This window comes from Pseudomonas graminis, from assembly GCF_001705435.1.
Lineage (GTDB): Bacteria > Pseudomonadota > Gammaproteobacteria > Pseudomonadales > Pseudomonadaceae > Aquipseudomonas > Aquipseudomonas graminis_B.
The window spans coordinates 42,975-56,385 of record NZ_MDEN01000055.1 but is presented as its reverse complement, the minus strand read 5'-3'; the positions used below and the strand labels follow the sequence as shown (position 1 = coordinate 56,385).

At 59.8% G+C, this 13,411-nt stretch carries 13 protein-coding genes and 1 tRNA gene; 7 read left to right on the top strand and 7 right to left on the bottom strand.

Features of this window, described 5'->3' with window-relative positions; all coding sequences use genetic code 11:
* Positions 1-84: 84 nt before the first annotated feature.
* The 6 genes from BBI10_RS05580 to BBI10_RS05555 form a co-directional block, all read right to left on the bottom strand.
* Complete coding sequence (locus BBI10_RS05580) at positions 85-492, bottom strand: hypothetical protein (RefSeq protein WP_065987394.1); 408 nt, start codon at positions 490-492, stop codon at positions 85-87.
* Positions 489-1,076, bottom strand: coding sequence for a DUF433 domain-containing protein (locus tag BBI10_RS05575; RefSeq protein ID WP_208600737.1), 588 nt, complete (start codon positions 1,074-1,076; stop codon positions 489-491). The genes BBI10_RS05580 and BBI10_RS05575 overlap by 4 nt, the downstream gene beginning before the upstream one ends.
* A 386-nt stretch (positions 1,077-1,462) precedes the next feature.
* Positions 1,463-1,538, bottom strand: a tRNA-Phe gene (locus tag BBI10_RS05570).
* Positions 1,539-1,640: 102 nt separating this feature from the next.
* Complete coding sequence (locus BBI10_RS05565) at positions 1,641-1,913, bottom strand: oxidative damage protection protein (RefSeq protein ID WP_065987392.1); 273 nt, start codon at positions 1,911-1,913, stop codon at positions 1,641-1,643.
* On the bottom strand, positions 1,910-2,977 hold the full coding sequence (mutY, locus tag BBI10_RS05560; RefSeq protein ID WP_065987391.1) for an A/G-specific adenine glycosylase: 1,068 nt from the start codon (positions 2,975-2,977) through the stop codon (positions 1,910-1,912). The genes BBI10_RS05565 and mutY overlap by 4 nt, the downstream gene beginning before the upstream one ends.
* Before the next feature lie 132 nt (positions 2,978-3,109).
* Positions 3,110-5,338 (bottom strand): AsmA family protein, encoded by a 2,229-nt coding sequence (locus BBI10_RS05555; RefSeq protein ID WP_065987390.1) that lies wholly within the window; start codon positions 5,336-5,338, stop codon positions 3,110-3,112.
* A gap of 330 nt (positions 5,339-5,668) precedes the next feature.
* On the opposite strand from BBI10_RS05555, the gene BBI10_RS05550 reads away from it, so the two are divergent.
* The 6 genes from BBI10_RS05550 to hisF all read left to right on the top strand — a co-directional run bounded on the left by BBI10_RS05550 (position 5,669) and on the right by hisF (position 10,815).
* A complete protein-coding gene (locus BBI10_RS05550; RefSeq protein WP_065987389.1) occupies positions 5,669-7,330 on the top strand; it encodes an OFA family MFS transporter in 1,662 nt (553 codons plus the stop codon).
* 304 nt (positions 7,331-7,634) lie between these two features.
* Positions 7,635-8,228, top strand: coding sequence for an imidazoleglycerol-phosphate dehydratase HisB (hisB, locus tag BBI10_RS05545; protein WP_065987388.1), 594 nt, complete (start codon positions 7,635-7,637; stop codon positions 8,226-8,228).
* Positions 8,228-8,866, top strand: a complete 639-nt coding sequence (gene hisH / locus BBI10_RS05540; RefSeq protein WP_065987387.1) for an imidazole glycerol phosphate synthase subunit HisH — start codon at positions 8,228-8,230, stop codon at positions 8,864-8,866. The genes hisB and hisH overlap by 1 nt, the downstream gene beginning before the upstream one ends.
* Positions 8,866-9,126, top strand: a complete 261-nt coding sequence (locus BBI10_RS05535) for a DUF2164 domain-containing protein (RefSeq protein WP_037016295.1) — start codon at positions 8,866-8,868, stop codon at positions 9,124-9,126. The genes hisH and BBI10_RS05535 overlap by 1 nt, the downstream gene beginning before the upstream one ends.
* Before the next feature lie 91 nt (positions 9,127-9,217).
* Positions 9,218-9,967, top strand: a complete 750-nt coding sequence (hisA, locus tag BBI10_RS05530) for a 1-(5-phosphoribosyl)-5-[(5-phosphoribosylamino)methylideneamino]imidazole-4-carboxamide isomerase (RefSeq protein ID WP_065987386.1) — start codon at positions 9,218-9,220, stop codon at positions 9,965-9,967.
* Positions 9,968-10,044: 77 nt separating this feature from the next.
* Positions 10,045-10,815 carry an imidazole glycerol phosphate synthase subunit HisF gene (hisF, locus tag BBI10_RS05525; RefSeq protein ID WP_065987385.1) on the top strand — a complete coding sequence of 257 codons (771 nt, stop codon included), beginning with the start codon at positions 10,045-10,047 and terminating at the stop codon, positions 10,813-10,815.
* Positions 10,816-10,891: 76 nt separating this feature from the next.
* Here hisF and BBI10_RS05520 read toward each other — a convergent pair whose 3' ends face one another.
* Complete coding sequence (locus tag BBI10_RS05520) at positions 10,892-12,409, bottom strand: trypsin-like serine peptidase (RefSeq protein ID WP_083233032.1); 1,518 nt, start codon at positions 12,407-12,409, stop codon at positions 10,892-10,894.
* Between the two features lie 199 nt (positions 12,410-12,608).
* Here BBI10_RS05520 and BBI10_RS05510 point away from each other — a divergent pair, with 199 nt between their 5' ends.
* Complete coding sequence (locus tag BBI10_RS05510; protein WP_065987513.1) at positions 12,609-13,391, top strand: substrate-binding periplasmic protein; 783 nt, start codon at positions 12,609-12,611, stop codon at positions 13,389-13,391.
* The last annotated feature ends 20 nt before the right edge of the window (positions 13,392-13,411 follow it).

Sequence of the window (13,411 nt, the reverse complement as noted above, 5' to 3'; positions counted from 1 at the left end):
AAACCCCTGAATCTTTCGATGCAGGGGTTTTTCGGGATTTATGGTGCCCAGAGACGGGATCACAGGGGCGAGTCTTATGCGAGGCTACATTTTCAATTGCTCAAACTTCCCGGGCGCTGAAAATTTCCAGACCACCTTGAATGCCGCACCGCCCGAGATCAGCTCCGCCTGCCGAATGATGGCAGGCCACCATCGGACAAGATTTTCGGCCTTACTCCAGTAGGTCGTTTGGCCCCATTGCCTCGCGAGGCAGAAAACCGGTAGCCCGCACTCTCTGAAGGCCTGCCGCTCGGCGTTTCCCTTGGAGAACTTGTCTTGTGACACCACGGCCCACCCGCCTTCGGCAGTGAGGTCGGTAATCCAGTGGATGTCACTTGTGTCCGCTGGAAACCTGTCCCTAAGTGGGATTACGACATGGCCTTCGCCTCTGCATAGCTCGTGCAAGGCTCTGGCAATGGACGGTGGAAGATTGTTATCGATCAGAAAATTCAAGCAGCGATCCTATGCTCAAAGGTCACCGCAGCGTCCACTGCTGCGGTCGGAATTTCGAAAATCACGGACACACGTTTTGCGTCTTGGCCTTCAGCCAGGTAAGCCTGATAAATCGACGCCGTATCGATACCAGCGGCGGAGAGCACCGGTTTTCCAAAGTTGCGGTTCGGGTCCAGCACGATTCCCCTGCTTCGCTTGACTGGATACCAACGCTGCGCCTTTCCCTCGCCCGTATAGTCAATGCCCTCATACAGCGCAGGGGCGATTACTTGCCTGAATGCATACTGACGTTTCGCCAGATCCAGGATCGCCTCGTCGCCAGTTTCATCAAAAACGGTAGCGAATATGCTCCTGCCGTCAGTCTGGAATCTTCTGCAGGTGAACGGATAGTGCTGGTCAAAAATTTCCTTGGCTTGCCTGGATGCCGCGCGAATAGCTTGAAGGCTCACGCCGTGCTTTCGGAAGACATCAACAAATCTGATCTCAAGCAGGTCGTGGAAGCCAAGCAGCTTCTCGTCTCCGACATCCAGCTCAGGAAGCCACAAACCGGAGTGCTCCACACCATCCGCCTTATAGCCGAACAGCCATCTGCGAATGTCCTTGGCGGGTATGCCTGTGTAAAGGGCTGCTTCTGAGGGCGTGTACACGCCGACCCCAATGAGGCGGCTCGACGATTCGACAGTCTTCATGCACACCTCCCGTGTCCGTGGCTGCTCAAAAAAATGCATTCTGAGGTTGATCAGGGTCTCGTTCAACTGATCTTGGGCGGATGCTCAGGGCAAAATTTTAAAAAGGTGGGGGCGCGGACGGGTGAAAGTTTGATGATCCCGTGCTGTGCCTGGAGTGGCGACGCTTAACAAATCCATTCGTAGCAGGCGTCTGTACGGCGGAGACCTCCGAGGGCACCCTAGTTATTCGCGCCCAATAAAAAACCCCTGAATCTTTCGATGCAGGGGTTTTTCGGTATTTATGGTGCCCAGAGACGGAATCGAACCGCCGACACGGGGATTTTCAATCCCCTGCTCTACCGACTGAGCTATCTGGGCAACGGGGCGCATTAAACGTGTTTTTCAGGATGTCGTCAAGCGGGGTGTCGAAAAAAATCTGAATTATTTCCTCCGCTTACGACGAACACTGTCTGCGAAGGGTTATTCGGCAGGGGGAACGTAGCCGTCGGCCTTGGCGTATTCCTCGCCGGACAGGTATTTGTCCATCTCGGTCTGCAGGAATTTGCGATCTTCGGCGTTCATCATGTTCAGACGACGCTCGTTGATCAGCAGGGTCTGGTGTTTCTGCCAGTCGCCCCAGGCTTTCTGCGAGACATGGTTGTAGATGTCTTCACCTTTGACGCCCGGATACGGCGGACGGTCCAGGCCAGGCAATTCTTCTTTGTATTTGCGGCACATCACGGTGCGGGTCATGAGGACTCTCCTGCATTCAATACGTCGGCTGCGTTTTTCAGCAGTTTCTTCACCGGGGCGGCAAGGCCCAGGCGCGGCGGGGTGGCGAGGTTATACCAGAGCCAGTCGTCCTCGGCCACGTGATGGGCGGACGCGCGGACCCGGACCAGCCAGGGTTCGATGCTCAGCTGAAAGTGGCTGAACGTGTGGATCAGGCCCGGCAAGGCTTGATGCTCGCCCAGCTCAAGGGCGTGCTGGTTGGCCAGATGCTGCATGTCGTTGAAGTCGTCCAGTTCCGGCAAGCTCCACAGCCCGCCCCACAGCCCGGTCGAAGGGCGGCGATACAGCAGAATCGCGCCTTCGTCGTTGGCAAACATCGGCATCAAGGTGCGCTTTTGCGGCACGACCTTGCGCGGTTTAGGAATTGGATAACGGGTTTCCTGGCCCAGCATGTGGGCTTCGCAGCCACGCTCGAGGGGGCAGAGGAGGCAGCTGGGTTTGGTCCGGGTGCAGAGCGTGGCACCCAGATCCATCATCGCCTGGGTGTAGTGATTGACCCGGCTGTGCGGCGTGTAGCGCTCGGCCGTGGTCCACATCTGCTTCGCCACTTTGGGCTCGCCGGGATAGCCTTCCTGGGCGGTGAAGCGGGCGAGTACGCGCTTGACGTTGCCATCAAGGATCGGCGCGCGCAGGCCCATGCTGATGCTGGCAATCGCGCCGGCCGTTGAGAGGCCGATACCCGGCAGCTCGACGAGCTTTTCCACGTCGCGGGGGAATTCTCCGCCGTGCTCGGCCACCACGATTTTCGCGGCCTTCTGCAGGTTGCGCGCGCGGGTGTAGTAACCCAGCCCGGTCCACAGATGCAGGACCTCATCTTCCGGCGCGTTGGCCAGAGCCTGCACGGTAGGCAGCGCTTCCATGAACGTGTCGAAATAGCCAAGCACGGTGCTGACCTGGGTTTGCTGCAGCATGATTTCCGACACCCACACGCGGTACGGGGTGATGTCGTGTTGCCAGGGGAGGTCGTGACGGCCGTGGCGGTCGTACCAGTCGAGAACGGCGGAGGAGAACTGCTCGGGTTGCATCAAGGGTTCCGGTGATCAAAGAAGTTGGGTTGCTATATCCGCAGCCAGACGCCGCGCTGTCGGCGGCCAGTCAAAATGAATGTGGGAGTGTGCGCACTCCCACCACTTAACTGCGCGGCGCCTGAGTCAGGCTTAACGCTTGAACAATCCCTTGATCGCGTCCTTAAGCTCGGGACTGACCTTGTCCCCCAGCTTTTCATCGATCTTGTCGCCAATCCGGTCGCCTGCCAGCTTTGCAGCGACCTTGCCCAGGCCGTCGTTATCCAGACGACAGGCCTTCGCGCCCATTTCCAGCGGGCCACGGCAGAGCACCGGCCATTCGATGCCGACAAAGCGCGGGTTCACTTCGCAGGCAGGGTCCGGCATGTCGCTCTTGTCGCCTTCGATGATCACCCCGACGCGATAGTTCATGCCCATGACGCGCAGGTCGATGTCGCCATCGCCGTTGACGGTCAGGCCCGGGGTGCGGACTTTCAGGTCCGGGTTGCTGGCCACGCCGTTGCGGAACACCAGATTGCCATTCAACTGCTGGAAGGGCGTGTCCTTGCCACGCGGCTCGCCACTTAAGCTCTTGCGGTTGAGCGTCGAGATGCCGCGGCAGAGCTGCTGCTCGAGGTTGGCGTTGACCAGCACGCCGTCGTTCAGCGCAAAACTGGCAGTACCGTTGAGGCTCTCGACCAGCGCCTTCTCGCTGTTGCCTTTGGCGGTCACATCGCTGTTGAGGTTGAGCAGGCCGCGCAGAGGCGGCGTGGTGCCCTGGCTCTGAATGAAGTGTTCCACCGGCACTTTGGCGATGTGCGTCTGCACGCTGGCCAACGGCACCTCGGGACGCGCGTCGAGATTGCCCTTGACCTCGAAATTACCGTTGTACAGATCGCCGCGCAGGCTGTTGACAGTTATCACGCCATCGAGCGCCGAGGTTTTCAGCGCCGCATTCTGGATCGGCAGTTTCTCCAGGGTCAGTTTGCCGAAGCTCAGATCGGCGTCGACATCCAGTTTGCGCAGGCGCTCAAGCGGCAGCAGCTTCGCGTCGCTCCAGGCGCCTTGGGTCGGCTGATTCGGCAGAGGCGAGGTGCCTGAGGCCGCCATGGCTTCGGCCTCGGCGCCCTGAACTTCGGCTCTGCGAGCGGCGCCCGCGCTCTTCGCCTGCTCGCCTTCTGGCTTGCGATAGCGGTCGGCGTCGAACGTGTCGGCCTTGAGTTGCAGGCGCAGGGATTGCTTGGCGAAGTCCTCCACGGCGATGTGGCCGCTGATGGTGCTGTCGTCGAGTTTCACCGTGAGGTCGTCCAGCGCCACGCTGTTGGGCGTTGCCGCGATGCGGGTGACCAGTTCCAGTTTGTTCAGGCTGCCGTCACCAAGGGTCGGCGCAGGCTGGCCGATGTTGTCGAGGAAGTCGCGCAGGTTGAACTGCGCAATCGAAATGCCCCCCGTGAGCTGCGGGGTCTTGTCCAGGTCACGCACATGCAGCTCGCCGATGGCGCGCAGCTGGTTGGCGGACAGCTTCAGGTTGGTCCATTCCGCGACGTTGGCGGACATGTCCGCCAGCAACTGGCCCTGGGCCGAGAACGTCAGCGTCTTGCCCTGAAGTGGATCGCCCGTCACATCACCCGAGAAACGCATGTCGTCGAGCTGATAACGCTTGAGGGCGCGATCAAAGCGCAGCTTGCCCGTCAGTTCGGTTTTGGTGCGCACGACGGGTTGATTGGTGCTGAGGAATGCGGTCAGTTTCAGCGGGATATCGGTCGCGTTGTGGATCGGGCCGGTGCTCAGCTGAATGCTCTCGGCGGTGAACTGCCGGGCCTTGGGAATATCGTTGAAATCGATCCGCGCGTTGTTCACGGTCAGGCTGTCGATGTCCAGCTTGAGCGGCTGCCACGGCTTGTCGGGCTTGGCCGACGCGGTATCAGTTGGCGCTTCCGGCGTGGCGGGGGGCTGGGCTGGATTGGCCGCGGTCGCGGGTACTTTGCCGATGTCTTCCCAGTTGCCGTGGCCGTTTTCATCGCGGGTCAGCGTCAGGTTCAGGCCCTCGACGCGCACGTCGCTCATCTGAACTTCTTTGCGCAGCAGCGGCAGCACGCGCACGGACAGCCCGAGCATCTGCAAGTCGGCGAAGGGTTTGGTCGGCTCGCTCAAGGTGGCAACGCTGGCGTCGTGCAGCTCCAGGCCAAGCCATGGAAACAGGCTCCAGCCGATGTCGCCATTGAGCGTCAGCTCGACATGGGCGCGATCGCGAACCAGTTTTCGAATCTCGTCTTTGTAGTCGTTGGGATCAAAAAAGTGGGTCAGGGCAAAGCCAAGAGCCACGATGATCAGCAACAGCCCGAGAAGGGTGAGCCCCAGGATTTTGCCGAACGCTTTCATGGGCGAGTCCTTGTGTCGAGTCGTTCAAAATTTAGCCCGCGAGTATAGCGTTCTCACGCAAGCACCGGGTTTTGGATCGCCATAGACGTTGCCGATCGAGTTGGCGGCGACCTGCACAGTGACAGACGGCACTAAAAAGGTAGTAGCAGAATGCTTTCTTTTAGGCCGCAAATGGTAATCTCGCGCCATTCGCCAGCCGTGCTGCGTCGAATTGTCACGTAAAGAGATGTCCTGCCGATAAACCACCGAGGCCTGCGTGCTTTAAGAGTGGTGGTGGGGCTATGTCGCTGTTCTTGCGGGATACAACTATAAATTGGGGGCAACAATAAGATGACTACGAGCACTGCTCTGGGCGGTACTGCCGCTCAGCCTGCGTTCTTGTCCAAAGAGCGCATTATCGCCAAGCGCGGTTTCAACCGTTGGCTGGTTCCGCCAGCTGCATTGGCAATCCACTTGTGTATCGGCATGGCCTACGGCTTCTCGGTGTTCTGGCTGCCGCTGTCCAAGGCAATCGGCATCAAGACCGCTGTCGCCTGCCCGGCTGACATGGGTTTCTTCGAGCAAGTCATTTCGTCCAGCTGTGATTGGCCGATCTCCATGCTCGGCTGGATCTACACCCTGTTCTTCATTTTCCTGGGTTGCTCCGCAGCGATCTGGGGCGGCTGGCTGGAACACGCAGGCCCGCGCAAGGCCGGTGTTGTATCGGCACTGTGCTGGTGTGGTGGTCTGCTGATCTCGGCGCTGGGCGTTTATACGCACCAGATCTGGCTGATGTGGATCGGCTCGGGCGTGATCGGCGGTATCGGTCTGGGCCTGGGTTATATCTCGCCGGTCTCGACGCTGATCAAGTGGTTCCCGGACAAGCGCGGCATGGCGACCGGCATGGCGATCATGGGTTTCGGCGGTGGCGCGATGGTTGGCGCTCCGCTGGCAACCGCACTGATGAGCCACTTCGCCACGCCTGACAGCGTCGGTGTCTGGCAGAGCTTCGCGGTGATGGCGGTGATTTACTTCGTCTTCATGATCGGCGGTGCACTGTCCTATCGCGTTCCGCCGACCGGCTGGAAACCTGAAGGCTGGACCGCTCCTGCGAAGAAAGCCAACAGCGCGATGATCACCAACCGTCACGTGCACGTCAGCGTTGCGTGGAAGACCCCGCAGTTCCGTCTGGTCTGGCTGGTGCTGTGCCTGAACGTTTCGGCAGGCATTGGCATCCTCGGCATGGCTTCGCCCCTGCTGCAGGAAGTGTTCGGCGGCAAACTGCTGGGCAACGATCAGCCTTTCGGGCAGTTGGATGCCTCGCAACTGGCGGCCATCGCGGCCATCGCAGCCGGCTTCACCGGTCTGCTGAGCCTGTTCAACATCGGCGGACGTTTCTTCTGGGCATCTTTCTCGGACTACATCGGCCGTAAAGCCACCTACTTCGTGTTCTTCGCGCTGGGCTTTTTGCTCTACGCATCGGTACCGACACTGGGTCACCTGGGCAGCGTTGCGCTGTTCGTGGCGGCGTTCTGCGTCGTGCTGTCGATGTACGGCGGTGGTTTCGCAACCGTTCCGGCGTACCTGGCCGACCTGTTCGGTACGCAAATGGTCGGCGCGATCCACGGTCGTCTGCTGACCGCCTGGGCTGCCGCTGGCGTGCTCGGTCCGGTGCTGGTGAACTACCTGCGTGAGTATCAGCTGAGCCACGGCGTTGCACGCGCCGATGCTTACGACATCACCCTGTACATCCTCGCGGGTCTGCTGGTGTTGGGCTTCATCTGCAACCTGCTGGTGCGTCCGGTGGCCGACAAGTACTTCATGACTGACGAGCAATTGAAGGCTGAGCAAGCTTTCGGTCACGATGTCGGCGCCGATCACAGCACTTCGCTGGAATGGAAAGCCGATCCAAGCACCAAGCCACTGGCGATTCTGGCCTGGCTGGCAGTGGGCATTCCGTTGGCATGGGGCGTGTGGATCACTCTGCAGAAGACTGCGGTGTTGTTTCACTAAAAGCTGATCGAGGCAGCCTGAGATGTATCAGGCTGACCTGAAACCTGTGGGCGCGACCGGGGTGGCGATCCACCTTGCTCGCGAAGACGGTCTAACAGTCGACAGAGATGTCGAACGTCAGGGCCTATTCGCGACCAAGCTCGCTCCCACATTTTTTTGCCTGAATGTATTCGCTTGTACACACATGTCTATCGCATGCGGCCGGCATTTCCCTCGGTCAGGCATTGCTCGCTTCATGTTTCTGTTTCCCCGCCACACGCCTATAATGGCCGCCTTTTCGCCCAATGATTTAGCGGAGCTGGTGATGGCCGAACGTATGGTGTTCGTCGAGCGCGACACCCTGGAAACCCAGATCAAAGCCTCGATCAACCTGGATGGCACCGGAAAGTCCCGATTTGATATCGGCGTTCCTTTTCTTGAACACATGCTCGACCAGATCGCCCGTCACGGGCTCATCGATCTGGACATCGAATGCAAAGGCGACCTGCATATCGACGATCACCACACCGTGGAAGATGTCGGCATCACGCTGGGTCAGGCGTTCAGCAAAGCCATCGGCGACAAAAAGGGAATCCGTCGCTACGGCCACGCCTACGTCCCGCTGGATGAAGCGCTGTCGCGCGTGGTCATCGACTTCTCCGGTCGGCCTGGCCTGCAGATGCACGTCCCGTACACCCGCGCCACCGTCGGCGGCTTTGATGTGGACCTGTTCCAGGAGTTCTTCCAGGGCTTCGTCAACCACGCCAATGTCACGCTGCACATCGACAACCTGCGCGGCCACAACACCCACCACCAGATCGAAACCGTCTTCAAGGCGTTCGGCCGTGCATTGCGCATGGCAGTGGAGCTTGATGACCGCATGGCTGGCCAGATGCCGTCGACCAAAGGCGTGCTGTAATGCAGACCGTCGCTGTTATCGACTATGGCATGGGCAATCTGCACTCGGTGGCCAAGGCGCTGGAGCACGTTGGCGCCGGTCGCGTGCTGATCACCAGCGACGCCGACGTCATCCGTGAAGCCGACCGTGTCGTGTTCCCCGGGGTCGGCGCGATTCGTGACTGCATGGCTGAAATCCGCCGCCTGGGCTTCGATGCCCTGGTGCGTGAAGTCAGTCAGGACCGTCCGTTTCTCGGCATCTGCGTGGGCATGCAGGCGCTGATGGAGCGCAGCGAAGAGAGTGGCGGCGTCGATTGCATCGGCGTATTGCCCGGTCAGGTGCGCTTTTTCGGCAAGGATCTTCACGAAGACGGCCAACATCTGAAAGTCCCGCACATGGGCTGGAACGAGGTGGCGCAGGCCGTGGATCATCCGCTCTGGGCCAACATTCCGGACATGGCGCGGTTCTATTTCGTACACAGTTACTACATCGAATCGCCCAACCCGCAGCAGATTGTCGGACGTGGCCATTATGGTCATGACTTCGCCGCTGCCTTGGCCGATGGCTCACGTTTCGCCGTGCAATTCCACCCCGAGAAGAGCCATACCCATGGCCTGCAGTTACTGCAGAACTTCGCGGCGTGGGACGGCAGCCGGTAATGAGCAAGAAGACCAAGCCGCCGATCCTGACCCTCACTCCCGAGCAGGAGAGCGAGGCGTGCCACACGATCAAGCGGTTCATGGAAGACCGTTTCGAGCTGGATCTGGGTTCGTTCGAGGCGGCTGAAATTCTGGAATTGTTCACCCGCGAGATCGCACCGCATTACTACAACCGGGCGATCTTCGATGTTCAGACGCACCTCAAGGAGCGTTTCGAAAGCATCGAAAGCGACCTGTGGGCGTTGGAGAAGAGCAGCTAGAAGCGTCAAGCCTCAAGCTGCAAGAATTAGTAGAGATGCGACTTGCAGCTTATGGCGTGCGGTTCGCGGCTTTTAGACGAAGGAAAAGCTGATGCTCATTATTCCCGCGATCGACCTTAAAGACGGCGCATGTGTACGTCTGCGCCAGGGTCGGATGGAAGATTCCACGGTGTTCTCCGATGATCCGGTGAGCATGGCTGCCAAGTGGGTCGAAGGCGGTTGCCGTCGCTTGCACCTGGTTGACCTGAACGGCGCATTCGAAGGCCAGCCGGTCAATGGTGATGTCGTGACCGCGATTGCCCGTCGTTACCCGAACCTGCCGATCCAGATCGGCGGCGGTATCCGCTCGCTGGACACCATCGAGCACTACGTCAAAGCCGGCGTAAGTTACGTGATCATCGGTACCAAGGCGGTCAAGGACCCTGACTTCGTCGCCGAAGCCTGCCGCGCGTTCCCGGGCAAAGTGATCGTGGGCCTGGATGCCAAAGACGGCTTCGTCGCCACCGACGGCTGGGCTGAAGTCAGCACCGTGCAGGTGATCGACCTGGCCAGGCGCTTTGAAGCAGACGGCGTCTCGGCCATCGTTTATACCGACATCGCCAAAGACGGCATGATGCAGGGCTGCAATGTCCCGTTCACCGCCGCGCTGGCTGCCGCGACCCGCATTCCGGTGATCGCTTCGGGCGGCATTCATAACCTGGGCGACATCAAGGCGCTGCTCGACGCAAAAGCACCGGGCATCATCGGCGCAATTACCGGCCGTGCGATCTATGAAGGCACGCTGGATGTGGCTGAAGCCCAGGCGTTTTGTGACAGCTACGCAGTCAGCTCCGAGCAGTAAGCTTCAAGCTGCAAGCTGACCTCGATCCGCTTCTACTTGCAGCTTAAAGCTTGAAGCTTGTTACTTAAGGACTAACCATGGCCCTCGCCAAACGCATCATCCCTTGCCTGGACGTCGACAACGGCCGCGTGGTCAAGGGCGTGAAGTTCGAGAACATCCGCGACGCCGGTGATCCGGTCGAGATCGCCCGGCGTTATGACGAGCAGGGTGCCGATGAGATTACCTTCCTCGATATCACCGCCAGCGTCGACGGCCGCGACACCACGCTGCACACCGTCGAGCGCATGGCCAGTCAGGTGTTCATCCCACTGACCGTGGGTGGCGGCGTGCGCACCGTGCAGGATATTCGAAACCTGCTCAACGCCGGTGCCGACAAGGTCTCGATCAATACCGCTGCGGTCTTCAACCCCGAGTTCGTCGGTGAAGCCGCTGCCCGCTTCGGCTCGCAGTGCATCGTCGTGGCCATCGACGCCAAGAAGGTTTCGCTGCCCGGCGAAACCCCACGCTGGGAAATCTTCACCCACGGCGGTCGCAAGCCGACCGGCCTCGACGCGGTGATGTGGGCGAAGAAGATGGAAGACCTCGGTGCCGGCGAAATCCTGCTGACCAGCATGGACCAGGACGGCATGAAGAGCGGCTTCGACCTGGGCGTGACCCGGGCGATCAGCGATGCCCTCGGCATCCCGGTCATTGCTTCCGGTGGCGTCGGCAATCTGCAGCATCTGGCAGATGGCGTGCTGGAAGGTCATGCCAGCGCGGTGCTGGCAGCGAGCATTTTCCACTTCGGCGAATACACCGTGCCAGAAGCCAAGGCGTTCATGGCCAGGCAAGGGATTGTGGTTCGCTGACCCTGATGCGCTGGCTGACCATAGCCTGGTCAGCCAGCGCCACTTCCTTGATCCAGCTTACTCGGCGACTCTCCGATCAGGGCAGCAATAGATCGGTGCGCGGCGACGATGCCTGACTGGCCATGTCGTAGGCCTTGGAGCACAGCTTCATCGGTGATGGTGTCGCCTTGATGATCATCACCTCGTCGAATTCAGGTCTGTATCCCTGCGGGTCATCGCACTGCACCGTGTCAGCCGGGCCGGATTTGAACGTGTACACCCAAAGCGTCGGGTTGGAGTAGTACGGCATCACTTTGTAGCCGCCATCGGCCATGCGCTCGATGGTCAGTTCCGGCATTCGGGTCGGACCCGGCGGCGCGATTTCCATTGCCACAATCACCGGCTTGTTCATCATCTCTTGCGCGGGTCGCTGGTCAGGGGAGTCCACACCGATGATGCACAGAAAATACAGGCCGGCCTCCGGGCCTACGCGATCATCGATCAACGCCTGCGTGGCGCCCTGGGCGTTGCTGTAGTGATGCGGGCTTTCACATTCCGTCGGCGTGCGAACGGCTTTGTAGCGGTAGAGAGGGGTGTCCAGCGAGAACGGCCACGACCACGTGGGCAAAACGGTACGGCCCTGATCGTCGAGGGTTACCCGGCTATAGGGGTTTGGCGAGTAGCTCGCCCCCAATGTCATCTTGAGCGTCGATTGCAACGTGCATTCAATGTCCAGCGGGTTGAATACGCCTTGGCTGAAGCAGGTCTTGAGGCCCAGCGCCGGGCTGGAATAAGAGGTGTCTGGGGATAGCACCGGTAGCCCGTTGTTGATCTCGCAGGGCGCGTTCGGCTGGCAGCGATTTTCCTCTTTGACGCCCTTCGTGGACGTGCTGAGTACGCCAACGATCTGATTGGAAACCCGGTCCAGGACGGGGCTCCCCGAACTTCCCGGCGCCACACCTTGGCAGCGATGTTTATGAAATCCGCGGAAGACGTACACATCCTCCAGCAGGTCCGCGCTACCTTCCAGCGGGCATGCCGACGGGCGTAATGCAGGTGCGTCTTCGTGGCCTGAAGGGACGCCGACGATCACCAGATTCACGCCGTTGCCAGGTGCATGGGTACTGATGCTCAGTGGCTCGATGCCTTTGTCGAGCAGCGACTGCAGCGATGTGTCCAACTCGATAATGGCCAGGTCTGCACCACGTGTGGTCGCTCGCACCAGTCTTTTCAACCGGGAACGCTCGGTGTTTTGCAGGTTGCCCAGGAAGTAATCAAAATCGATATGGCCATCCAAAGGGATGTCGCTCGAGATATTCATGGCGTCCTGACTCACGCAATGGCCACTGGTGAGGATGTAAGCAGGCCCTGATGCAACCGGACTGCCGTTGCGTGAATCAATCAAGGACGCGCTGCAATGGATGTCGGGCCTCTCTTTGCTGGGTTGCAGACGGCCTACCGCCCTCCATGGGGCGTGACGGTTTTGCGCGTTATCGAGAGGGATGGCCGCCGAGTCATTCTCCAGTCCTTGGCCATAATCGTTTGCCTGGGTAACGCCTGCGCCCATGAGGCTGATGAGCGCGACGCTGCACACAGCATGTGTGAGATTTTTCATTGAATACCTGTCTGGTCTGTTGGCGCCCGCGTCTGGTGCGGGCGGTTGGAAAGAGGCCGTCAGGTAGTCAGATAAAATGCGCTCGGGTCACATACATATTTATGGCTTCAGCGACAAAGCACGGCTGCCGGCCGAAGGCTCTGGACAACGGTGCGGAGGGCCTGCACCCTGTGCGAAGTCATGGATAGAGATGAGTCAAATGCTGAGAATTTCAGCTTTTCTTTTTGCGCTGTTCGGTTGTGTTGCAAGCGCAGTGATTCATGCAGAAGAGCTGAACGGCTCTGCTGGCGGAAGCACGCGGGCGGACACCTCGTTTGTCCTGCTGACAGAGAACTTCCCGCCTTACAACATGGCCACGGACGGGAAAAACTTCGCCCAGGAAAGCAACATCAAGGGCATCGCCGTCGAGGTGGTGCGCGAGACCTTCAAGCGCGCCGGTATCGGCTACAACCTGACCCTGCGCTTTCCCTGGGATCGCATCTACAAACTGGCGATGGAAAATCCCGGCTACGGCGTGTTCGTGACCGCGCGATTGCCCGAGCGCGAAAAGCTCTTCAAGTGGGTCGGACCGATCGGCCCGGACGACTGGATTCTGCTGGCGCGGGCTGACAGCCCAATCCAGCTGAGCACGCTTGAAGCCGCGCGGTCTTATCGAATCGGCGCCTACAAGGGCGACGCCATTGCGATGGAGCTTGCGCGTCAGGGCATGAAGCCGATCACGGTGCTCAGCGACAAGGACAACGCCCGGAAGCTGGTCGACGGTCAGCTCGACCTGTGGGCCACCGGCGATCCGGCGGGCCGCTACCTGGCGCGGCAAGAAGGCATCACGGGATTGAAAACCGTGCTGCGCTTTAACAGCGCCGAACTGTTCCTTGCATTGAACAAAGACACCCCGGATGCAGTAGTCCAGCGGCTGCAACGTGCGCTGGATCAGCTGCGCAAGGAAGGCGTGGTCGATTCGATTTTCGCCGAATATCTCTAAGGACTGCTAGCACCTCTGGC

Coding starts and splice junctions, on each gene's coding strand:
- BBI10_RS05520 (WP_083233032.1), bottom strand. CDS start 12,409: ATGAAAAATCTCACACATGCTGTGTGCAGCGTCGCGCTCATCAGCCTC.
- hisH (WP_065987387.1), top strand. CDS start 8,228: ATGCAGACCGTCGCTGTTATCGACTATGGCATGGGCAATCTGCACTCG.
- BBI10_RS05510 (WP_065987513.1), top strand. CDS start 12,609: ATGCTGAGAATTTCAGCTTTTCTTTTTGCGCTGTTCGGTTGTGTTGCA.
- hisA (WP_065987386.1), top strand. CDS start 9,218: ATGCTCATTATTCCCGCGATCGACCTTAAAGACGGCGCATGTGTACGT.
- BBI10_RS05550 (WP_065987389.1), top strand. CDS start 5,669: ATGACTACGAGCACTGCTCTGGGCGGTACTGCCGCTCAGCCTGCGTTC.
- BBI10_RS05555 (WP_065987390.1), bottom strand. CDS start 5,338: ATGAAAGCGTTCGGCAAAATCCTGGGGCTCACCCTTCTCGGGCTGTTG.
- BBI10_RS05565 (WP_065987392.1), bottom strand. CDS start 1,913: ATGACCCGCACCGTGATGTGCCGCAAATACAAAGAAGAATTGCCTGGC.
- hisB (WP_065987388.1), top strand. CDS start 7,635: ATGGCCGAACGTATGGTGTTCGTCGAGCGCGACACCCTGGAAACCCAG.
- hisF (WP_065987385.1), top strand. CDS start 10,045: ATGGCCCTCGCCAAACGCATCATCCCTTGCCTGGACGTCGACAACGGC.
- mutY (WP_065987391.1), bottom strand. CDS start 2,977: ATGCAACCCGAGCAGTTCTCCTCCGCCGTTCTCGACTGGTACGACCGC.
- BBI10_RS05535 (WP_037016295.1), top strand. CDS start 8,866: ATGAGCAAGAAGACCAAGCCGCCGATCCTGACCCTCACTCCCGAGCAG.